18 protein-coding genes, 1 tRNA gene and 1 other RNA gene are annotated in these 21,524 nt (G+C 68.2%); 6 read left to right on the top strand and 14 right to left on the bottom strand.

Annotated elements, in window-relative coordinates; genetic code table 11:
* Position 1: 1 nt before the first annotated feature.
* From JK358_RS03640 to JK358_RS03605, 8 genes are all read right to left on the bottom strand, one after another.
* A complete protein-coding gene (locus JK358_RS03640) occupies positions 2–1,585 on the bottom strand; it encodes an ABC transporter substrate-binding protein (protein ID WP_201943831.1) in 1,584 nt (527 codons plus the stop codon).
* Between the two features lie 41 nt (positions 1,586–1,626).
* Positions 1,627–2,697 carry an LLM class flavin-dependent oxidoreductase gene (locus JK358_RS03635; protein ID WP_201943443.1) on the bottom strand — a complete coding sequence of 357 codons (1,071 nt, stop codon included), beginning with the start codon at positions 2,695–2,697 and terminating at the stop codon, positions 1,627–1,629.
* Positions 2,698–2,701: 4 nt separating this feature from the next.
* Positions 2,702–3,679, bottom strand: coding sequence for an ABC transporter substrate-binding protein (locus JK358_RS03630; RefSeq protein ID WP_201943441.1), 978 nt, complete (start codon positions 3,677–3,679; stop codon positions 2,702–2,704).
* Between the two features lie 34 nt (positions 3,680–3,713).
* Complete coding sequence (locus JK358_RS03625; RefSeq protein ID WP_201943439.1) at positions 3,714–4,478, bottom strand: amino acid ABC transporter ATP-binding protein; 765 nt, start codon at positions 4,476–4,478, stop codon at positions 3,714–3,716.
* On the bottom strand, positions 4,475–5,350 hold the full coding sequence (locus tag JK358_RS03620; RefSeq protein WP_201943437.1) for an amino acid ABC transporter permease: 876 nt from the start codon (positions 5,348–5,350) through the stop codon (positions 4,475–4,477). The genes JK358_RS03625 and JK358_RS03620 overlap by 4 nt, the downstream gene beginning before the upstream one ends.
* Before the next feature lie 83 nt (positions 5,351–5,433).
* Entirely contained in the window at positions 5,434–6,540 is a 1,107-nt protein-coding gene (locus JK358_RS03615; RefSeq protein WP_201943435.1) for a YeiH family protein, read from the bottom strand.
* The gene (locus tag JK358_RS03610) at positions 6,540–6,689 is read right to left on the bottom strand and encodes a hypothetical protein (RefSeq protein WP_201943433.1); all 150 of its coding nucleotides are present in this window, start codon (positions 6,687–6,689) and stop codon (positions 6,540–6,542) included. Before JK358_RS03610 ends, JK358_RS03615 begins: the two co-directional genes overlap by 1 nt.
* Positions 6,690–6,798: 109 nt before the next feature.
* Positions 6,799–8,286, bottom strand: a complete 1,488-nt coding sequence (locus tag JK358_RS03605) for a DHA2 family efflux MFS transporter permease subunit (RefSeq protein ID WP_201943431.1) — start codon at positions 8,284–8,286, stop codon at positions 6,799–6,801.
* A 188-nt stretch (positions 8,287–8,474) separates the two neighbouring features.
* Here JK358_RS03605 and JK358_RS03600 point away from each other — a divergent pair, with 188 nt between their 5' ends.
* Both JK358_RS03600 and JK358_RS39835 read left to right on the top strand, forming a co-directional pair.
* Positions 8,475–9,044, top strand: coding sequence for an NADPH-dependent FMN reductase (locus JK358_RS03600; RefSeq protein WP_201943429.1), 570 nt, complete (start codon positions 8,475–8,477; stop codon positions 9,042–9,044).
* Positions 9,045–9,082: 38 nt separating this feature from the next.
* The gene (locus JK358_RS39835; RefSeq protein ID WP_201943427.1) at positions 9,083–12,394 is read left to right on the top strand and encodes a helix-turn-helix transcriptional regulator; all 3,312 of its coding nucleotides are present in this window, start codon (positions 9,083–9,085) and stop codon (positions 12,392–12,394) included.
* Positions 12,395–12,435: 41 nt separating this feature from the next.
* Here the strand turns inward: JK358_RS39835 and JK358_RS03590 are convergent, their stop codons facing one another.
* The 3 genes from JK358_RS03590 to JK358_RS03580 all read right to left on the bottom strand — a co-directional run bounded on the left by JK358_RS03590 (position 12,436) and on the right by JK358_RS03580 (position 14,564).
* Positions 12,436–12,999 carry a flavin reductase family protein gene (locus tag JK358_RS03590; RefSeq protein ID WP_201943425.1) on the bottom strand — a complete coding sequence of 188 codons (564 nt, stop codon included), beginning with the start codon at positions 12,997–12,999 and terminating at the stop codon, positions 12,436–12,438.
* A 154-nt stretch (positions 13,000–13,153) separates the two neighbouring features.
* Positions 13,154–13,873 carry a DUF8020 domain-containing protein gene (locus tag JK358_RS03585; protein WP_201943423.1) on the bottom strand — a complete coding sequence of 240 codons (720 nt, stop codon included), beginning with the start codon at positions 13,871–13,873 and terminating at the stop codon, positions 13,154–13,156.
* A gap of 100 nt (positions 13,874–13,973) precedes the next feature.
* Positions 13,974–14,564 carry an HhH-GPD-type base excision DNA repair protein gene (locus JK358_RS03580; protein ID WP_372440596.1) on the bottom strand — a complete coding sequence of 197 codons (591 nt, stop codon included), beginning with the start codon at positions 14,562–14,564 and terminating at the stop codon, positions 13,974–13,976.
* Positions 14,565–14,650: 86 nt separating this feature from the next.
* Between JK358_RS03580 and JK358_RS03575 the strand changes: the two genes are divergently transcribed.
* Positions 14,651–15,469, top strand: a complete 819-nt coding sequence (locus JK358_RS03575) for a methyltransferase domain-containing protein (RefSeq protein WP_201943829.1) — start codon at positions 14,651–14,653, stop codon at positions 15,467–15,469.
* A gap of 60 nt (positions 15,470–15,529) precedes the next feature.
* On the opposite strand, the gene JK358_RS03570 is transcribed toward JK358_RS03575, so the two are convergent.
* Together JK358_RS03570 and ffs are read right to left on the bottom strand one after the other, a co-directional pair.
* Entirely contained in the window at positions 15,530–16,819 is a 1,290-nt protein-coding gene (locus tag JK358_RS03570; RefSeq protein WP_201943421.1) for an aspartate aminotransferase type Ic, read from the bottom strand.
* A gap of 143 nt (positions 16,820–16,962) precedes the next feature.
* Positions 16,963–17,057: signal recognition particle sRNA small type (ffs, locus tag JK358_RS03565), an RNA gene on the bottom strand.
* A gap of 98 nt (positions 17,058–17,155) precedes the next feature.
* Here ffs and JK358_RS03560 point away from each other — a divergent pair.
* Both JK358_RS03560 and JK358_RS03555 read left to right on the top strand, forming a co-directional pair.
* Positions 17,156–18,175 carry a hypothetical protein gene (locus tag JK358_RS03560; protein WP_201943419.1) on the top strand — a complete coding sequence of 340 codons (1,020 nt, stop codon included), beginning with the start codon at positions 17,156–17,158 and terminating at the stop codon, positions 18,173–18,175.
* 74 nt (positions 18,176–18,249) lie between these two features.
* Positions 18,250–18,335, top strand: a tRNA-Ser gene (locus JK358_RS03555).
* A 21-nt stretch (positions 18,336–18,356) separates the two neighbouring features.
* Here JK358_RS03555 and JK358_RS03550 read toward each other — a convergent pair.
* On the bottom strand, positions 18,357–19,727 hold the full coding sequence (locus tag JK358_RS03550; RefSeq protein WP_201943417.1) for a wax ester/triacylglycerol synthase domain-containing protein: 1,371 nt from the start codon (positions 19,725–19,727) through the stop codon (positions 18,357–18,359).
* A 98-nt stretch (positions 19,728–19,825) separates the two neighbouring features.
* Here JK358_RS03550 and qcrB point away from each other — a divergent pair, with 98 nt between their 5' ends.
* Positions 19,826–21,520, top strand: coding sequence for a cytochrome bc1 complex cytochrome b subunit (qcrB, locus tag JK358_RS03545; RefSeq protein ID WP_201943415.1), 1,695 nt, complete (start codon positions 19,826–19,828; stop codon positions 21,518–21,520).
* The last annotated feature ends 4 nt before the right edge of the window (positions 21,521–21,524 follow it).

The following is a 21,524-nucleotide window of genomic DNA, read 5'->3' as shown; positions in this document are numbered from 1 at the left end:
ATTACCTCCGCACCCAGGTGTCGTGGAAGGACAGTCGCGCCGAGGCGTCGAAGGTCACCGCCTGTACGTTCGAGCCCGCGCCGATGGCCTGTGAGAGTTCGATGGTCGGCAGCCACAGTCCCTCGTCGAGGATGGCGTTCTGGGCGTCGGCCAGCAGTTCGGTGCGCGCGGTGGCGTCGGTGGCGGCCAGTTGCCGGGCCAGCAGGTCGTCCAGCCTGGTGGGGGCGTTGCGCACGTTGAGGTTTCGCCCGTTCAAGGCGAAGGCGCTGCGCAGGATGTCGCCGTCGGCGCGGCTGGAGTTGTAGTAGTAGGTGTCGAAGTCCTTGTTGTTCTGCCGGGCGGTGGCCTCGGCGACCGGCACCGGCTCCAGCTTCAGCTCGACGCCGACGGCGCGCAGCTGCTGCTGGGTGAGTTCCAGCACGGCCTGATTGCCCGCGAACACCGCGGAGTACACCACGTTGAAGGCCAGGCGCTCACCGTTCTTGGCGCGGATGCCGTCGCCACCGGCCACCCATCCCGCCTCGTCGAGGGCCTGCTTCGCCGCGGCCTGATCGAACCTCACCCGCGACGACAGGTCCGCGTAGCCGGGCGTGCGGGAGGCGAGCACGCTGGTGGCGGGCTTGAACTGCGGACCGAGCACGGTGTCCACCAGCTCCTGCCGGTTCAGCGCCGGGGTGAGCGCCGCGCGCACGGCGGCGTCGCGCAGCGGGCCGCGAGTCACGTTGAGCTGCAGGCCGAACGGGATGCCCGGGTTGGTGGTGAACTCCACGCGGCCGCCCGCGCCTTCGATCTGCGCGACATCCTGCGGGAGCGCGTCGCTGATGGCGTCCAGCTGCCCCGAGGAGAGGCTGCCGGTGCGCACCCCGGTCTCGGGGACGACCGTGAATACGATGCGGTCCAGGTAGGCGTCGCCCTTGTTGGCGAAAATCGCTGAGCCCCAGGTGTATCCGGTGCGCTTGAGCAGGGTGGCCGAGGCGTTCTGCTTCCATTCGCCGTAGCTGAACGGCCCGCTGCCGACATTGCCGCCCAGGCAGCGCTCGTCCGCCGACTTCGCGACGGTGGCATCGGATTGTATGCCCAGCTGCGCGGTCGAACTCGCCTGCAGGAACTGTGCGTTCGGGGAATCGAACTCCACCCGCACGGTGCGCGGGTCGACCACCGTGCTGCCGGTGTACCCGGCCAGGTAGGTCGCGCCGAGCGGAGCCTTCACCGCGCCCAGCGCCACGATCGAATCGAAGTTCTTGCGCACCGAGTCCGCGGTGAGTGGGGTGCCGTCGCTGAAGGTGATGCCGTCCTTCAGGTGGAAGGTGAAGGATTTGGCGTCCTGGCTGATGAACCAGCTGTCGGCCAGCCACGGGCGCAGCTCTCCGGTCGCCGGATCCTGATCGGTGAGCGAGTCCACGATCTGCCGGGTCACGTACAGCGTCTGATTGGTGGCCGACTGCGCCGGATCGGAGCAGGTCGGCGCGCCCGACAGGCCGTAGCGCAGGGTTCCGCCGGGCTGTGGCGGACCGGCATCGGCGGTACCGGTGGTGTCGCCGCCACCGCAGGCGGCGAGGGTGAGGGTCGCGGCGAGCACACCCATCAGGACGATGGGTCGCTTGGCGGCCGGCACGGCAGGGTTCTTCACTGGGGAACTCCGGAGGGGTAACGATCTGCGCCCAGGGGGCGGCTGGGGATGCGGGCGCGCAGTTCGGGCGCGACTTCGGCCTGGAACAGTTCGAGGCTTTCGCGATGCGTCTTCTCGGTGAGCCCGTCACCGTCGGCCCCGAGGTGGATGACCTCGTGACCGAACTGCTCGTGATAGCGGTGCACCTTGTCGAGCACCTGCTCGGGCGAGCCGATCAGCGCCGAGGAACGCGCGGCGAAATCCTCGACGGTGTCGAAGACGAGGGGGACGTGGAACTTCCGCGCCACCGCCTGCCGGGCCTCGAAGATGGGCCGGTAGGCGTCGAGCGCTTCCTGCGAGGTGCGGGTCACCAGGAATCCGGCGGTGCCCGCGCCGACCAGCGCGTCGGCGGGATCGCGGCCGTAGGTCTCCCAGCGTTCGCGGTAGTGGCGGATCAATTCCGCGTACGGCTCGATCGGATTGGTGACATTGGCGGAGAACAGCGGATCACCGTGCTGGGCAGCGTAATCCGCGGATTCGTAGCTGGTGGCGCTGCCGTGCCAGATGCGCAGGCGCGGCTGCAGCGGACGCGGCAGCGCCTTGGCGTCGGTGAGCGAGGGCCGGAAGCGGCCCTCCCACGTCACGCTCTCGCTCTCCCACAGCTGCCGGAAGAGTTCGTAGCCTTCGCGATTGCGGTCCCACTGGTCGTCGGTGGTGACGTGGAACAGCTGGGCCTGCGCCGCGCCGTTGCCCTTGCCGATGATGATCTCCAGGCGGCCGTCCGAGAGATTGTCGAGGGTCGAGTAGTCCTCGAAGGCGCGCACCGGATCCAGCAGGCTCAGGGTGGTCACACCCGTGAACAGGGCGATGCGCTCGGTGACGGCCGCGATATGGCTGAGCACCACCGGCGGCGCGGCCGAGATGAACGGATCCTCGTGCCGCTCCCCCACCGCGAAGCCGTCGTAGCCGAGATCCTCGGCCAGCGTCGCGCTGTGCACGACGCGGCGCAGGCGCTGCCGCGCGGTCTCGGTGTCCCCGGTGCTGGGGTCGGGGGTGTGCGTGATCAGGGTCAGCAGCAGGAATTTCACCGGGCTACCCCTTCTTCTTCGGCAGGCCCGGCGGGTTGACGCGGGACTCGGAGACGGCTTCGGTCTTCAGCCCCCAGCGGTCGATGACCTGCTGGTAGGTGCCGTCGGAAATGAGCTGCTGCAGCGCCTTGTGGATGGCGGTGACGAGCCCGTTGTCCTTCTTGGTGAGCACGGCGATCTCGGCCTGCAGGACGTCGCCCGCCCCGGAGAAGGTCTGGATGACCTTGGTCTGCTTCGCGGTGGCGGCGTGGTACTGCGCGGTGGGGTTGGGGCCGATATAGCCGTCCAGGCGGCCGGAGGACAGGCCGAGGTAGTAGTCGGTGACCTGCTGGAAGTACTGGATCTCGATCCTGGGCAGGCCCTCGGCGACGTTCTCCTCGTTCCACTTCACCAGCAGCTGCTCCTGATTGGTGCCGGAGCCGACGCCGATCTTCTTGCCCGCCAGCGACTTCCGGTCGGTGTAGGTCCAGGTGGCGGCCTCGGGGATCTCCAGGGCGATCCGGTCCTGCCGGTAGGTGGCGAAGTCGTACTTCTCCTTGCGCTCCTCGGTCACGGTGACGTTGGAGACGAACAGGTCCACCTCGCCGGAGTCGACCTTCACGAAGTTCTGCGCCCAATCGGCAACGCGCGCATCGAGTTTCAAGCCGAGCACGTCGGCGATCACGGCGGCGAAGTCGATCTCGGAGCCGACCACGGTCTTGTCGTCGGTGGCGTAGAAGCGCAGCGGCGGGGCCGCGCCGGCGGACCCGGTGACCACGAGCGTGCCGCGATCGCGGATGGCCTGCGGCACCAGGGCGGCGATCTCGTCCACCCGCTGCGCGTGCACCCGGCCCGGCTGTTCGGGCGACAGGTCGTAGCTGACGCCGTTGGCGGTGGCGACATCGCTGCCGCCCTCGGCGTTCCCGCACGCGCCCGCGAACAGGCTCAGCACGGCGAGTGCGGCGACAGCGGTGATCCGTCTGCGACGGCTGGACAGAGACATGGGTGCGGATTTCCTTACGTGATGGGGAGGCACATCAGAGCACGTGCGCGAGAAAGGCTTTGGTGCGCGGGTGCGCCGGAGCGTCCAGCACCTGGGCGGGCGGGCCCTGTTCGACGATCCGCCCGGCGTCCATGAGCACGACCGTGTCCGCCACCTCGCGGGCGAAACCGATCTCGTGCGTGACGATCACCAGGGTGGAGCCGTCGCGGGCCAGGTCACGGATGACATCGAGAACCTCGGCCACCAGTTCCGGATCGAGGGCGGAGGTGGGCTCGTCGAACAGCACCACCTCGGGCCGCAGCGCCAGCGCACGGGCGATGGCCACCCGCTGCTGCTGACCGCCGGACAGGCGACGCGGGTACTCGTTCGCCTTGTCCGCCAACCCGACTCGCTTCAGCAGGTCCAGCGCCTCCTCGTGCGCAACCGATTTGGGGCGGCGCTGCGAGGCGATGGGCGCGAGCGCCACATTCTCCCGCACGGTCAGATGCGGGAAGAGATGGAAGTTCTGGAATACGAAGCCGATTCGCGAACGCTGCCGCAGGATTTCGCGTTCCGGCAGTTCGTGCAGCCGGTTGCCCTTGCGCACGTAGCCGACCAGTTCACCGCCCACCCGCACGATGCCGGCGTCCACCTTCTCCAGGTGGTTGATGGTGCGCAGCAGGGTCGACTTGCCCGAGCCCGACGGGCCGAGGATCACCGTCACCTCGCCGGGGCGCACGGCCAGGTTCACTCCGGCCAGTACCTCGTTGTCGCCGAACGACTTTCGTACGCCGCGCAGTTCGATCGCGTACTTGCTCATCGCACGGCCCCCTTCGCGAAGTGCCGCTCGATGTAGTACTGCACGATGCTGAGCACCGTGGTCAGGATGATGTACCAGACCGTGGCCACCATGAGCAGCGGCACCACCCGGCCGTTGCGGCCGAAGATCACCTGCACCTGGTAGAAGAGTTCGGCGATGGCCATGGTGGACACGATCGAGGTGCCCTTGAACAGGCTGATCACCTCGTTCGCGGCATTCGGCAGGATGCCGCGCATGGCCTGCGGCGCGATGATGGTGAAGAACTGGCGACGCCACGGCAGGCCCAGCGCCTTCGCGGCCTCCCACTGCCCCTGATCCACCGAAATGATCCCGGCGCGAATGATTTCCGCCGAGTACGCGGCCTGATGCAGTGCCAGGCCGATGACCGCGGCGGTGAAACCGCTGATCACATTGTTGGTGTCGAAGTCCAGGAAGGACGGACCGAACGGGATGCCCAGCGACACCGTCTTGTACAGGTACGCCAGGTTGAACCAGAACAGCAGCTGCACGATCAGCGGAATCGAGCGGAACGCCCAGATGTAGGTCCACGAGATCGCCTGCAGCACAGGGTTCTTGGACAGCCGGCCGATGGCCAGCCAGATACCGATGAAGAAGCCGAGCAGAGTGCCCCAGAGCGTGAGCTCCAGGGTCACCTTCAGGGCCGACAGCACCGAGGCCGCGGTGAAGTAGTCGGCGAAAGTGGCCCAGTCCCAGCCCGGATTGGTGACCAGCCCGTGCGCGAACTGCGCCACCAGCACCAGCGCGATCCCGCCCGTCACCCAGCGCCACGGATGGCGCTTACGCGCGACGGGCAGGGCCTCGTCGTCGTCGGCATGCTCCGAGGATTCCGGAGGGGCCGCGAGGATACTCATGGTTCCGTACGGTAGAAATTCCCGCCGCCGGTGTCGCCGGTCACGATCAACGTGAATTCAATTGCGCGTCGACGGGGTGCGGATCAGGGCTGGAAACCGCGGAACAGCAGCACCGACAAACCCAGGCCGACCAGCAGATTCACCACCGTCGCCGCACCGAACACCACGATCGGGCGCGGGCCCGCGTCACGAATGCCCTTGGCGGAGAAGCCCAGACCGATGGAGACGAACGCGAAGATCAGGAACCAGGTGCGCAGATCGTTCACCGTCGCGATGGCGGGCTTCGGTTTGTCCGCGTACTGCACGTACAGGGTGCCGATCACCGAGGCGGCGATGAAACCCAGCACGAATTTCGGGAAGCGGGCCCAGAATTCGCCGATGGTCGGGCGCCGCGCGGTGCCGGTGCGATCCACCTTCAGGGCGAAGTACGCGGTCAGCGCGATGGCGACAATACCGATCAGAGCGTTCTGGGTGGTCTTCACGATGGTGGCGATCTGCAGGGCGTTCTCACCGGCCAGCGAACCGGAGGCGGCCACCGCCGCCGTGGTGTCGATATTGCCGCCGATCCACGCCCCGGCCACGGCGTCGGACAATCCGAGAACATCCACCAGCCAGGGCAGCACGAAAATCGACGGCAGCGCGAAAACGATCACCATGGAGGCCGCGTAGGCCAGCTGCTCCCGCTTGGCCTGCACCGCGCCCGCGGCGGCGATGGCGGCGCTCACGCCGCAGATGGAGACGGCCGACGCCAGCAGCGCGCGCAGCCGGTCGTCGATGCCGAGCACACCGCCGAACCACCAGGTGAAACCGAAGACGGCGGTGATCAGCAGCAGCGCCTGGATGATCGCCGGGCCAGCGGCCGTGGCGAGAATCTTCAGATTGATCGACGCGCCCAGCAGCACGACACCGGTCTTGATGAAGAACTCGGTGCGGAAACCGGCCGAAAGCCGTTCGCGCAGACCGAGTTTCCACAGCACGATATTGCCGATCAAACCGAGCGCGATGGCGTAGATGGGGAACTCGATGCTCTTGGCGATCTTGGCGAAATCGGTGCCCGCCGCCCACTCGGGGACGTTCACCTCCAGGTAGCGGGTGAGCGCGCCGAGCACGATCACCACGGCGATACCGGCGACGCCGAGAGCGATCGCGTTGTCGCGCTGGGATTCCCGCTTGGTGAGGCTCGTACTCATCACGGCACCAACCCATCCGGCAGGATGCCGGTCAGCACCAACGCGATCAGAGCCAGACCGGCGACGACCGCCAGCCAGTCCTCGGTCACCCACGACCACTTCCCGGGCGCGACCGCGCCCCGCCCCTCGGCCGATTCGTCCTGCGACATGACTGGTACTCCATTTTCTTGCCGGCAAACAGTGATGCCGGGTGATGCGACCCCGATCACCCGGCATTTCCACTTCAGCAGCAGGGAAATACCCCGCACAGGTTTGCACTCAGTGCGATCCCAACGCGGGCTGCGCCGCCGACCGGCGCGGCAGCAGCAGGGCCGGGAGCACGGCGAGCACCATCACCAGCACCGCCCAGCCGTAGGTGCCGCGGAAGGCGTCGGCCAGCCCGTCGGCCAGCGCTGCCCGCTGCTCGGCGGCGGCGCGCACCGAATCCAGGGTGGAGCCGTCCGCCTCGCGCACCATGGCCGTGCTCAACAGCACCGAGATGGCGGCCGCACCGGTCGCCGACGCCACCTGCTGCACGATGCTCAAGGCCGTGGAAGCGGCCGGGACCGACTCCGGCGGCAGGCCGCGGTTGGCGGTCGTGATGGTCGGCATGATGGTCGACCCGACGCCGATACCCATGACCACACCGGCCAGCGCGATCCGCCAGTACGCGGTGTCGGCCTGGATCTGGGTGGTCAGCAACAGGAATCCGGCTGCGGCGGTGACGATTCCGGCCAGCACGATCCGACGCGGCGGGAAACGGTCGACCAGCCGGCCCGCGATCTGCATGGTGATGCCGGTGGCCAGCACCTGCGGGATACCGTAGACGCCCGCCTCGGTGGCGGTCGCGCCACGCACCACCTGCCAGTACAGCGGAGCCAGCAGCATGGAGCCGAAGTAGGCGGAGTTGAACAGCGCCAGGGTGGCAACACCGGTGCGGAACTGACTGTGCGCGAACAGATTCAGATCCAGCAGTGGATTCCGGACGCGCAGGGCGCGGAGCACGAAGCCGATCACCAGGGCCGCACCCAGGACGGTCGGCACCAGCACGGACGGCGTCGAGAAGTCGGCACGCTCACCGCCGGTGGCGACGCCGTAGATCAGCGCGGCCAGGCCGGGCGACAGCATCAGCAGGCCCGGGACATCCAGAGTGCGTCCCGGCTGCGGGGTTTCGGCGGGCAGCACCCGGGCGATGCCGATCAGGGCGAACACCGCGATGGGCAGGTTGATCAGGAAGATCCACCGCCACGACGCCTGATCCACCAGCCAGCCGCCCAGCACCGGGCCCGCCAATGGACCGATCAGCACCGGAATTCCCATGAGCGCCATGGTGCGGCCCATCCGTTCCGGGGTGGAGGCGCGCATCATGACCGTCATGCCGATCGGCACGATCATGCCGCCGCCGAAACCCTGCAGCACCCGGAAAGCGATGAGCGACTGCGCGTTCCAGGCCAGACCGGCGAGCAGCGAGCCGACCGCGAACAGCACGATCGCCGTCAGGTACAGGTTCTTCGCGCCGAATCTGCCCATGGCCCAGGCGGTCACCGGGATCACGGCGGCCAGGGCGAGGGTGTAGCCGGTGGCGACCCAGGCGATGGTGGAGAGCGGGGCGTCGAAGGCGCCGGCCAGACTGTCCAGCGCCACATTGACGATGGTCAGATCCAGGACGGTCATGATCGACGCCAGCGTCACCACCGTGGCGATGGCGGCCAGCGGCGGAGCATCAGCGGCCCGAGCGGGGCGGGCCGGGGCGAGTGTCGCGTTCATGGTCATGACGCTAGAAATCCGGGCGCCCCGGTCGCCTCTGTCGGATTACCTGGTTTCCGACCGGCCCCGGGGTGAGACGGCAAACCAGGTCATTCGACAGAGGCGACCGGGCGGGGACGGGCCATACCGTCGAGGCATCAGGTCGAAACCTCCGGCCGCAGATCCCCCGAATCCCCTGGAGCGCAGACATGTCCACCGCCGCACTGCACATCGCCGTTCTCACCGGAAGCATCCGCGAAGGCCGCTTCGGCCCGACCGTGGCGAACTGGATCGCCGCCCGCGCCGCCGACCACGGTGAACTGACCGTCGACCTGATCGACCTGGCCGACCACCCCGTGCCCGCCGTCCTCGGCGATGCCGACAACCCCGGGATGGCCGGCCTCACAGCCCGGCTCACCGCCGCCGACGCCTTCGTGGTCGTCACCCCCGAGTACAACCACAGCTACCCGGCATCCCTGAAATCCGTGATCGACTGGCACTACACCCAGTGGCAGGCCAAACCGATCGGCTTCGTCTCCTACGGCGGCCTGGCCGGCGGCCTGCGCGCCGTCGAACACCTGCGGCCCGTCTTCTCCGAACTACACGCCACCACCATCCGCGACACCGTCAGCTTCCACAACTGCTGGGACAAGTTCGACGCCACCGGCAACGCCGTCGACCCCGCCGCCGACGTCGCCGCCAAGACCATGCTCGACCAGCTGACCTGGTGGGGCCACGCCCTCCGCGACGCCCGCAGCGTGCGGCCCTACGCGAGCTGACCACTCGCCCAGACGCCCGTCCAGTAGTGTGGAAAGTCGTGTTCTACGGGCGTGCGGCGGAGATCTCGGCTCTCGACGAGCTGCTGAACCGGGCGGCGGCGGGGCGCTCCGGGGCGCTCGTGCTGCGCGGCGAAGCGGGCATCGGAAAGACGGCGCTGCTGTCGCGAACCGCCGAAGCCGCGGCAGCCGCCGGGTTCCGGGTGCTGCGTGGCACCGGCACCGAAGCCGAGAGCACACTCCCCTACGCGGGTCTGCATCTGCTGCTCGGCCGGGAACGCGCCCGGCTCACCGCACTGCCCCCGGCGCAGGCCGACGCCCTGCACGCGGCCTTCTCCTCCGGTGCGGGCCAAGGTAATTCGTTCCTGGTGGGCGCGGCCACCCTCACCCTGCTCGCCGATCTGGCGGAGGAACAGCCGCTGCTGTGCCTGATCGATGACGCGCAATGGATCGACCCGGCCACCCTCGACGCGATTCTCTTCGCCGCCCGCCGACTGGACGCGGAACGCATCGCCCTCGTCTTCGCGGCCCGCGACGACGCGACCCCCGAACTGCGGCACCTCGACGCGCCCGAACTGCATCTCGCCGGCCTCTCCGAGCACGATGCGCGAACCCTGATGACGGCCGCCCACTCCGAACTCCCGCCCGCCGCGCAGAGCTGGGTGCTGCGCGAATCGCACGGCAACCCGCTCGCCCTGCAGGTGCTGCCGACCCTGGATCGACCGGAGCACACCTACTCCTCGCCCTATCGCCAGCCCGCCGCCGCCGTGCGAATCCAGCAGGCGTTCACCGCGCAGATCGCGCGACTCCCCCACACCGTCCGCAACGCACTGCTCATCGCCGCCACCGACGCCAGTGGCGAGACAACCGTAATCCGCACCGCCACAGCCAATCTCGAATCCGGGACCGTCGAGCACCCCAGCGTCACCGCCGCCGATCAGGCCGCGATCCGCGCGACCCCGGGCCCACCGGGGCGCGCCATCGACTCCACGACGACGGACGGCACTGCCGACTCCGCGGTGCGCGCTCGATGCGAAACGACCGGTGAGAACGACCGCGCCGATGCGTTACCGGACGGCGAATCACCCTGCGCCCGAATGGTTGTCGTGGTGCCGAGTGCCGACGCGCTGGCCCGGGCGGACGAGGCGGTGCTGGCGGCGGAGCAGGCGGGGCTGCTGGTGCTCGAAGGGGACCGGATCAGGTTCCGGCATCCGCTGATGCGCGCGGCGGCGCACGAGGCGGCCACTCCGGCGCAACGGCGGGCGGCGCACGCGGCGCTGGCCATGACGCTGGTGGAGTCGTTCGACGACCGGCGCGCATGGCATTTGGCGGCGGCGGCCACCGGACCCGACGAACGCGCCGCCGCCGCGCTGGAAGCGGCGGCGTTGTGCGCGCGGGCGCGCGGCGGGCTCGCGGAAACCACGGCGGCCTACCAGCGTGCCGCGGCCTTGAGCCCGGTCGCCTGGGACCGGCAGCGCCGGTACGCCGGAGCGGCCTACGCGGCCTCCGATGCCGGAGACTTCGATGCCGCACTGGAATTCGTGCAGCAGGCCATGGCACCCACCGCACCGGATGTCGCGATGGTGCTGCCGCCGATGCCGCAGCTCGGACAGCTCACCTCGCTGCAGGCACTGATCGAACGTGAGCTCGACCGGCCCCGCGACGCCTACCGCACACTCACCTACATCGGGCACCTCCTCGCGAAGACCGAACCGGACATGGCGGGACGGCTGCTGTTCCAGGCCGCCGAATCCGCGTGGAGTGCGGGCGATCTGGACTCGGTCCGGCAAACCGCCACGCAGACCGAACAACTCGGCCTCGCCGCCGCCCCACGGGTACGAGCCCTGGCCGAGATGATCGACGCCCTGAATCTGGAACCCGGCACCCAGCAACGCGGCGCCGCCGCCCTGCGCGAACTGACCGCGTGGATGGAATCGGAGCGCCTGCACAAGGCGCGACTCCCCGCCGCCACCGACACCGCCATGCGATCCGGTGCGGACTCCCAGCCGGGCGGGGCCGCCGCCGTACGATCCGGTGCGGACTCCCAGCCGAGCGGGGCCGCCGCCGTGCGACCCGATGCGGACTCCCAGCCGGGCGGGGCCGCCGCCGTACGACCCGATGCGGACTCCCAGCCGAGCGGGGCCGCCGCCGTGCGATCCGGTGCGGATCCCCAGCCGGGCGGGGCCGCCGCATCCCACGCCGGTTCGGCGCTGTCGCCCGACAATCGGTGGCGGGTGCCGGGTCACGCCAATGGCGTTGCACCGCACAACGACCCGATGATCGGGCGCGATGTGGATTGTCTGCGGGAGCGGGTGCAGCTGGTGCACTGGCATCTGCTCATGGGCGAGATGCCCGCCGCACGGGGGCTGGCGGCGACCTTGGAGGAGGACTGCCGCAGCATCGGGGCGCTCGGGGTGCTCGCGCCGGTCCTGTGGCTGCGATCGCGGGTGGAGATCATTCTCGGGCAGCTCGGGCGCGCGGACGTGGCGGCATCCGAAGCCATGCGGCTGGCCGCCGATACCGGGCAGCGGGTCGCGCACAGCAATGCGGCGGCGGCGCTGGCATTGCTCGCCGCCCTGCGCGGCGACGAAGACGCTTGCCGGGCACTGGTTTCCGAGCCCCTGGCGCGCGGAATCGCGCCGGCGAGCATTCACGCCGAGGCCGCACTGGGATTGCTCGAGCTCGCGACGGGGCGGCCCGAGGCGGCGTACGACCGGTTCACCACCATGCTCGCCGGACCGAACCGGCACGGGGGAACGGCCAGCGTGCCGGACCTCATCGAGGCCGCGCATCGGATCGGACGCACCGAAGCAGTCCGCGACCGGCTCGAGGTGTACGTCAACTGGACCCATCACAGCGGGCACAGCTGGGCTTTGGCCATCGGGCAGCGCTGCCGGGCGCTGCTCGCGGACGACGACGCGGCGGGGAAACACTTCGAAGCCGCGCTCGAATTCCATTACGCCAGTTCGGAATATCTTTTCGAGCGGGCACGAACCGAGGTGCTGTACGGCGAATGGCTGCGGCGACGACAGCAGCGTGCCGACGCCCGGCGCCATCTGCGCTCGGCGAGTGAGATCTTCGAACGGCTCGGCGCGCGACCGTGGGCGAAGCGGGCCGCCAACGAATTACGCGCGACCGGCGAAACCCGGACCACGGCGGCGGATACCGATCTGCTGACGCGGTTGACACCGCAGGAGCGCCAGACCGTGCAGCTGGCGGCGGAAGGGCTGTCCAACAAGGACATCGCGGCGAAACTGTTCCTCAGCCCGCGCACCGTCGGATACCACCTGTCGAACGCCTATCCCAAGCTGGGGATAACCTCGCGACGCGAATTGGCCGCGTTCCGAGGCTGATTCACCAACCTGCCGCCGGGCGCGAACCCACCGCGCCCGATTCAGCCTGCGGCAGCGCGCAGGTTCTCCCCCGCCGGGCGCTGCAGCGCGCGGAACCCGCTGCGGTGGAACACCAGAGGCTCGGAATCCGGCTGGGCCGACAGGCGGTGCACGCGCAGCAGCACCACCGCGTGATCCCCCGCCGGAACCTGTTCGTGCACCGAAACCTCCAGCCAGGCCGCCGCGCCCGCGACGAACGCCGCGTTCCCGTTGCCGGGACGCAGATCGATATCGCGGAAGCGGTCACCGTTCTTCGAAGCCAGGCCGCGGGCCGCCGCCTGCTGATCGGCGCCGAGCAGGCTCAGCCCGAGGCGGCTCGCCTTCTCCAGCCGGGGCCAGGTCTCCGACGAGTACTGAACGCACAGCGACACCAGCGGCGGATCCAGCGACACCGGCACGAAGGTGCTCACCACCAGCCCGTGCGGTGTGCCGCCGATGCGGGCGCACACCGCCACCACCCCGCTGGGGAAGTGCGCGAAGGTGCGGCGCAGATCGGCTCCGTCCAGCGCGGACAGTGCCGCCGGAGAGACCGCCGCGGTGCCGTGAATCGAAGTCAGCTCGCCCATACCTCCACTTCAGCATTGGTCGTTGCCCCGCAACAGGTTTCGGATCAAGAGGAACACAACGCTCGCGATCGACCGCGACGAGTACAGCTCCCGCCCGGTGTGTCCGGGCGGGAGCCGCTGTCCCTCAGCTGATTCCGGAGCTCTCCGGACGGATCTACTTCTTGCCCGGCGTCTGACCGGAGTTGACGGTGGTGAAGTACTGCACCGCGGCCAGGATGGCGACCGGAGCGGTCACGAAGATCTGACCGATCAGGGTGCCCAGGAAGCCGACCGCACCCGCACCGATCAAGCAGCCGACGGCCGCGGCGGGCAGAAAGCCGCCGAACAGGCCGACCAGGATGCCGGTAATGGCGGCGGCGGCCAAGCCGCCACCCAGGACGCAGCCGATGGCACCGCCGGCGAGACCGCCGACGAGGGTGCCGATGGTGGCGCCCATGGAGATGGTGGAGGTCAGACGCGACCAGGCGGCCTGCTCACGCTCGTAGTCGTTCTTCCACGGAGCCTGATCCTCGTAGGGCAGGGCGACCGGCTTGTAGACGGCGTGATCGAGGTTGAACTCGGGCGTCAGCGTCGCGGTGTTGCCGGCGATGTCGGCGGCGATGGGGAACTCGAAATCGTCCACCCGGAACTTCAGTTCAGTGCCACCGACGGTGGTGCCGTTGGCGGCCTTCACCTTGAAAACGCCGTCCTCGACCACGAGCGAACCGGCATCGGTCTTGATGGTGGCCGTGGTCTCGGTATTGGTCACGGCATAGTTGATGACACCCTCATCGACCGTCGCCGGGGACGCGCCCGCGGTACCGGCGGTACCCGCCGTCACGCCCATCGCCGTGATCAACAGTGCCGCGACCCCGGCGAATTTCCTCATCTTCATTGGTCTTGCTTTCCTCACCGCAGAACGAACTTGTGCGGCAAGCATCAAGCAAACCCTCGGCCGAAAGGAGGTTAAAAACCAGCTTGATTCGATCCGGGATCTACTTCGCCTTGGCGGCGGCTTTGGCCTGCTTCTTGAATTCTCGTACCTGCGTGAGGGATTCGGCATCGGTCACATCGGCGACCGACCTGCGGGAACCGTCCTCGCCGTACGCACCGGCCGCCTCTCGCCAGCCCTTCGCCGCGAGTCCGCGCTGTTTCCCCAACAGCGCCAAGAAAATTCGAGCCTTCTGATCGCCGAATCCCGGAAGCGCCTTCAACCGTTTCAGGACTTCTTTTCCGTCGAGATCGCCCTCCGTCCAGAGGTGGGATGTCTTCCCGTCGTAGTTGTCGACGATGTAGCGCGCCAGCTCCTGCACCCGGCGGCCCATGGAACGGCCGTACCGGTGAATGGCGGGCGGCGTGGCGGCGAGTTCCTCGAAAGCCTCCGGATCCGCGTCAGCGATTTTCCGGATATCGAAGCCGCCCATCCGATCGGCGATCTTCCACGGACCGCGGAACGCGTGCTCCATGGGGAACTGCTGATCCAGCGCCATTCCGACCAGAAGCGCGAAATCATCGGTCGAGAGCAGCTCGTCGGCGTCGGGCTCTTGCGCGATACACAGCATGCGGGTCGCCATGGCATCGATCATCCCATTCAACCTGGCTTGCGGTGACGCGGGTCACGACTAGGCTCGGCGCCATGCCGAACACCATGGCAACACGAGAAGTGGGAACTATGCCGCAACCTGGCATTGAATCCGGCTCACGACCGGACCGTTTCGACCGCGACGGCCAGGACCAACTGGTCGACGTCCACGACCTGCAGGCCGCACTCCCGGGCATCCGCAGGCTCCGGACCTGGGCGCACGACGCGCTCGCCACCCAGCCGGGCGAATACGCCGTCGACATCGGGTCGGGCACCGGCTCCGAGGTGCTGACCTTCGCCGGCCTGGTCGGCCCCACCGGCGACGCCGTCGGCGTGGAACCCGACCCGCATCTGCTCGCCTCGGCGCAACGCCGCGCCGAGCAGGCCGGATCCACCGCCCGATTCGTCTCCGGCGACGCCTACGGCCTGCCCTTCGGCACCGACACCTTCGATGTCGCGCTCTGTGAACGCGTCTTCCAGCACCTCACCGCGCCCGCGCGAGCGGCCGGGGAGATCGCGCGGGTCCTCAAGCCGGGCGGACGCGTGGTCGTCATGGACAGCGACTGGGGCACGGCCATCGTGCACCCGGGCGACCGGCACGTGGTGCACGAGGTCATCGACACCATGATCGCCGGAACCACCAACCCGTTCGCCGGACGGCGGCTGGCCGGGCAGCTCACCAAGGCCGGGCTCGTCGTGGACGACATCGGCTCGCACGCGCTGATCCAGGACGGCAGCGTCGGCGCGGGCGCGCTGGTGGCGCGGATCGCCGATATGGCGGTGGCGCGCGGATCCATCACCGAGCGGCAGCGTGAACAACTGCTCATCGACCTGGAAGACGGCGCGCGCAGCGGCGACATCCACCTGTCGGTGACCATCTTCGCGGTGCTCGCGCACAAGCCGAACTGACCTCCGAGAACAGAAGAGGCGCGCACCCCGCGGTGCGCGCCTCTGCCGGTGTGCTGCGGGCTACTGGTGCAGCAGCTTCTCGGTGGCCGCGAGCAGTACGCAGGTCGCCAGGCCGTCCATGGCCTTCTCCAGCTCACCCGTGGACGGGAAGCTGGGGGCGATGCGAATGTTCTTGTCCTCCGGGTCTTTTCCGTACGGGAAGGACGCACCGGCCGGAGTTAGGGCGATGCCGGCGTCCTTGGCCAGCGCCACCACCCGGCTCGCGGTGCCCTCCAGCACGTCGAGGCTGATGAAGTAGCCGCCCTTCGGCTCGGTCCAGGACGCCACCTTCGACGCACCCAGGCGATCCTCCAGAATGCGCAGCACCAGTTTGAACTTCGGCTCCAGGATGGCGCGATGCTTCTGCATGTGCGCGCGCACGCCCTCGGCGTCGGTGAAGAAGCGCAGGTGCCGCAGCTGGTTCACCTTGTCGGGGCCGATGCTCTTCTTGCCCGCGTGCTTCAGGTACCACTCCAGGTTCTCGGTGGAGGAGCCGAAGAAGCTGACGCCCGCGCCCGCGAAGGTGATCTTCGAGGTGGAGGCGAAAACGTAAGGGCGATTGGGGTTTCCGGCCTCGGCGGCCAGGGTCAGCACGTCGATCACCGGTTCGGCGGTGTCGGTGAGCGGATGCACCGCGTACGCGTTGTCCCAGAACAGGCGGAAGTCGGGAGCCGCCGTGGGCATCGAAACCAGTTCGCGCACAACCGCTTCGGAGAAGGTGATGCCGGTGGGGTTGGAGTAGTTCGGCACCGCCCACAGACCCTTGATGGTCGGATCAGCGGCCACCAGTTCGGCGATGGCGTGCACGTCCGGGCCGTCCTGGCCCATCGGGATCGGGATCATCTCGAAACCGAGCGACTGGGTGATGGCGAAATGCCGGTCGTAACCCGGTGCGGGGCACAGGAACTTGCGCACCGGCTCGGCCACCCACGACCGCTCCGAATCCGCGTTGCCGTGCAGCATGGAGAACACGATCACGTCGTGCATGATCTCCAGGCTGGCATTGTTGCCGGCCAGCAGATTCGACACCGGAATGTGCAGCAGCTCGCCGAAGATGGCGCGCAATTCCAGAAGACCGTGCAGGCCACCGTAATTGCGCACATCCGTGCCGTTGCCGTCGCGGTAGTCGTCGGCGCCCGGCAGGGACAGCAGCTCCGCGGAGAGGTCCAACTGCTCGGGCGCGGGCTTACCCCTCGTCAGATCCAGCGTGAGCTTCTCGGTCTTGAGCGTCGCGTAGTTCGCGGTCTGCGTTTCGTGTTCCGACACGAGTTCCGCATGGCTCATCAAACCGATCTGCGTTTGCCGAGGCATCCTGATTGCCTTTCCAGGGCGAGGGGTATCTGTCCTGGGTCCACCGGACCCAACCGCCCAGGTTACTAGGGACGCCGTCGGAAATGTCAGCTATATACAGCCTTCACGAAACGCTGTTCACGAAACCGGAAGTCCCCCAGAAATAAAGGGGACCCAGCGCACCCGGCAGAGCCCGTTGACCCTTGCTGCCTTCCGGCCCTGGGGGAGTTCACAGGATGCGCGCCGCGCTGGATCCGTCGGCCAGTGTAGCGGCTCACCGAGACTCGCGCCGCACCGGGTCGTTACGATCGGTCCGACATCGCGGAAGACCGCTCAGTACCGGAGGGGAAACAAGTAATGACGAGCTCGAACCCTGGGCCGGGCGCACCGCAGGATCCCGCCGCCCCGCAGGAAACCGCACAGTGGTGGGCCACGCCGACCGGCACCAATCCGGGTCAACCCGTACAGGGCGCCGACCCGACCATGCTGAACTACAACACCGCCGGAGCCATGGGCTACACGCCGCCCGCACAGCCGATTCCGGGCCAGCCGTATCAGCAGCCGGGACAGCCGTACCAGGATCCGAACCAGGGCTACCAGCAGTACCAGCAGCCGCAGCCCGCCTACAACCAGTTCGCCCAGCCGCAGCCGCAACCCGGATACGGCTACCCGACACCGCCGAACGGTGGCGGCGGCTCCAAGGCCGGCTGGATCATCGGCGGCGTGATCGGCCTCATCGTCATCGTCGGCGTCGGCATCGGGGCCATCGCCCTCACCAGCGGCGGCAAGGGTGACAACCCGCTCGGCGGCGGCAGCAGCGACGACGGCAAATACACGATGGCCAACATCACCAACGGGTGCAACGCCATCGATGTGACGGTCCTCACCAAGTGGGCCTCCACTTCCAAGGGCTCCCCCGAGCACAAGGAGACCCAGCCCACCGAATACTCGGGCGGCGACTTCGACTGCCAGGCCGGCTACGAACAGCAGAGCCCGCCCGACAAGTACGGCAGCACCGACACCGACACCGCCGACATCAGCCTCGAGGTCGACTTCCTCAGCGGCAACTCCAGCGCCTACAACCGCCCCGCCTACGAGATGTGGAAGCAGTTCGACGTGGGCACCACCGGCACCGGCCGCGCCTCCGGCGACATCAGCGGCCTCGGCGAGGAGGCCTACTGGTTCTCCAAGACCGACGACTGGACCTACTGGAACGACTACGAGTACACCGTGGCGACCAAGGACGACAACGTCTCGGTCAAGGTCACCATCAAGGTCCGCCGCAGCACCGAGTCCTCCCAGATCAGCAAGGACGAGGTAGCCACCGCCGCCAAGGCCCAGGTTCAGAAGGCCCTCGACTCGGTCCGCAAGAAGTAGTCAACCGACCACAAGAACCCGCTCCGACCACCCCATTTGGTTTTTCCAGGGGGTCACCCGGTATATTGCTCTGCGGAGGATTCGCCTAGTGGCCTATGGCGCTCGCCTGGAACGCGGGTTGGGTTAACAGCCCTCAGGGGTTCAAATCCCCTATCCTCCGCTCACGAAGGCCCCCGCCGGATCAGCTCCGGCGGGGGCCTTCGTCGTCGTTCAGGGCGGTGGCTACCTCCGTGCGGGCGGTGGCCAGCAAATCGGTGTAGGCGTCGATGTCGAGGACGGCGGGGTCGGCGTGGATCGAGATCGTCACTGTCTCGCCGAGGCCGTGGATGCCGTGGGTCAGATGCATGACGGAGCCGAGGGCGGGGAAGCCCGCGGTGAAGCGGACGGGGGCGTTGCCGAGGGTGAGGTCGGCTGGGCCGCGGTGGACGCTGGAGATGACGGTGTGGCCCGAAACCTGGTCCGGGAGTTGGTCGATCGGGTAGTGAGTGACGTCACGGTGGAGCAGCGGGGCGGGGAGAGAATCCGTTACCGCTGCTTGGGCTCGGTGCAGGGGATGTGCCGCGCGGGTGCGGCGGGTGGCCAGATCGGCGGCTGTGCGGGCGGCTCGGCGGCGCAGGCAGGGGTCGTCCGGGTGGAGGTCGACCGAGAGGTCTCGGTAGCTGTTGCGGGTTGTGCCGTCGGTGGCTACCGCCATGGGGATCTGGGCTCGGAGGGTGTCGGCGGGGAGGTCGCGAGCGGTCAGGTAGCGCTGCATGGCGAGGGAGATGGCGGTGGCGGCTACGACTGTCACTGTGAATCCGGGGGCTCGCAGGTCTGCCGCGTTCAGTACGAGCATGCGGGCGGCGTGGGATTCGGGGGTGGCTCCGCCGCCGTTGAAGTAGTTGGGTGATGCTCCCGGTGAGGGTGGGGGAATCGCGCCCGCCGCAGTCAGTTCGGCGAGTTCTCGCTGAGCGCGGGCGGCGGCCAATCCTCGAATCACAGTGCGCGCCATGCTGATCGGGATCCGAGGAAGCGCCATGGCCGCCGCCGGCCAGCCCGTCATTCCGGCATGCTTTCGGGATGACGAGAGCGGAGCGTCCCCCTCGGTGAACAGGGCGCGGGCTATCTCGGCGGCGCGGCGGCCGTCGGCGAGCGCGTGGGAGAGCTGGAGCACTGCGACCAAAGCGGTTTCATCAGGCGCGAAGCCGGGGGCGTCCGCGACTTCGCGGAAGAGGTGCAGGCGCCAGGGGCGGTGTTGCGCTCGCACTCCGGTGTTCAGGAGGTCGCCGAGGGCGGTGGTGAGGTTGGACCAGGTTGCTGCAGGGAGGGGGTGGACGACGAATTGGTCGTCAATGAATTCACAAGGCTCCCAAATCGGATACGCAATGTTTGCAGGGGTGTCCAGCACGTGCACCAGCAAATCTGGAATGCGAATGATTCGGCGCGCCAGGGTTTCCCGCAGTTCGGCGGTGGGTAATCCCGCGTCCGCGAAGCAGTAGAGCAGGAACAGGTCGTTGCGGGTGCGGGTGGACAGCCAGTACATGGTGGCGTCGCGGGGCGCCAGGGAATTCACTCCGGGAGCCTATCGAAAGCGGGTACAGCGCAGGGTCTCTGGGTGCTACCGTTTGTAGTAGAAGCCTTCAGTACTCTCCCGGGGGCGGGGTGACCGTAATGGCAACTCGAAATCGGACCGCCGCAACTCTCGCGCGTCAGGCCGATGAAGCGGATCAGCGGTATCAGGCGGCCGCATTCCTGAAACGCTCCATCAACAAGGTCTTTCCGACGCACTGGTCCTTCCTGCTGGGTGAAATCGCGCTCTACAGCTTCATCGTGCTGCTGCTGTCCGGCGTGTATTTGACCCTGTTCTTCGACCCCTCCATGTCCGAGGTGGTCTACAACGGGACCTATCAGCCACTGCGCGGCGTCACCATGTCGCGCGCCTACGAAACCGCGCTCGAGATCTCCTTCGACGTGCGCGGCGGACTGTTCGTCCGGCAGGTACACCATTGGGCCGCACTGCTTTTCACCGCAGCCATGATCATCCACCTGTGCCGGGTGTTCTTCACCGGAGCCTTCCGCAAACCCCGCGAGGCGAACTGGGTGATCGGCGCGATCCTGCTGATCATCGCCATGTTCGAGGGGTTCTTCGGCTACTCGCTGCCCGACGACCTGCTCTCCGGCACCGGGCTGCGGGCCGCGTTCGCCGGCATCACCCTGAGCACGCCGGTCATCGGGAGCTGGCTGCACTGGCTGCTGTTCGCGGGCGACTTCCCCGGCACCATCATCATTCCGCGGCTCTACATCGCGCACGTACTGCTCTTCCCGGGCATCATGCTGGCGCTGATCGTGGTGCACATCGCGCTGGTCTGGTACCAGAAGCACACCCAGTATCCGGGGCCCGGACGCAGTGAACGCAATGTGATCGGCACCCGCATCGTGCCGGTGTTCTCGCTCGATCAGGGCGCGTACTTCGCGTTCACACTGGGCGTGCTGTCCATCATGGGCGGGGTGCTGCAGATCAATCCGATCTGGAATCTGGGGCCCTACAACCCCTCTCAGGTGTCGGCGGGCACACAGCCGGACTTCTACATGATGTGGACCGACGGCTTCCTGCGCCTGTTCCCGGCCTGGGAGCTCTACATCTTCGGGCACACCGTGCCCGGCGCGTTCTCGGTGGCCCTCATGATGCCGCTGATCTTCGGGCTGCTCATCGGCTACCCGTGGATCGAGAAGCGGCTCACCGGGGATCGCGTGGTGCGGCACAACCTGCTGCAGCGGCCGCGAGATGTGCCCGTGCGCACCGCGATCGGGGCCATGGCGCTGACGTTCTACCTGATCCTCACCCTGGCCTGCGTCAACGACATCATCGCGCTGCAGTTCCACATCTCGCTCAACGCGACCACCTGGGCCTTCCGCATCGCGCTGCTGCTCGCGCCGCCGCTGGCCTACTTCGCCGCCTACCGGCTGTGCATCGGCCTGCAGCGCAGCGACCGCGCGATTCTCGAGCACGGCATCGAAACCGGTGTGGTGCGGCGACTTCCGCACGGCGAGTACATCGAGCTGCATCAACCGCTCGGGCCGGTGGACGCGCACGGACATCCGATTCCGCTCGAATACCAGGGCGCGCGCGTGCCCCGGAAGATGAACGAACTGGGTGTGGCCGGGCGACCGGGCAGCGGCACGTTCTTCCGGGCGGATCCGCCGGCCGAGCGCGACCAGAACGCGGCGGCCGCCCACGAGGCCGAGCATGCGCAGCTGGCCGTGCTGCGGCACGCACAGCGGAACGGTTCGGGCAATGGGCACCGGGCCGCCGAAAGCGCCTCCCCCTCAGGGGAATCCGCGCCGCCTGCCGGTTCGGGGGCATAGCCCC

The sequence above is a fragment of the Nocardia acididurans genome, from assembly GCF_016741815.1.
Classification (GTDB): Bacteria; Actinomycetota; Actinomycetes; order Mycobacteriales; family Mycobacteriaceae; genus Nocardia; species Nocardia acididurans.
This window is presented reverse-complemented; position numbering and strand designations above follow the sequence as displayed.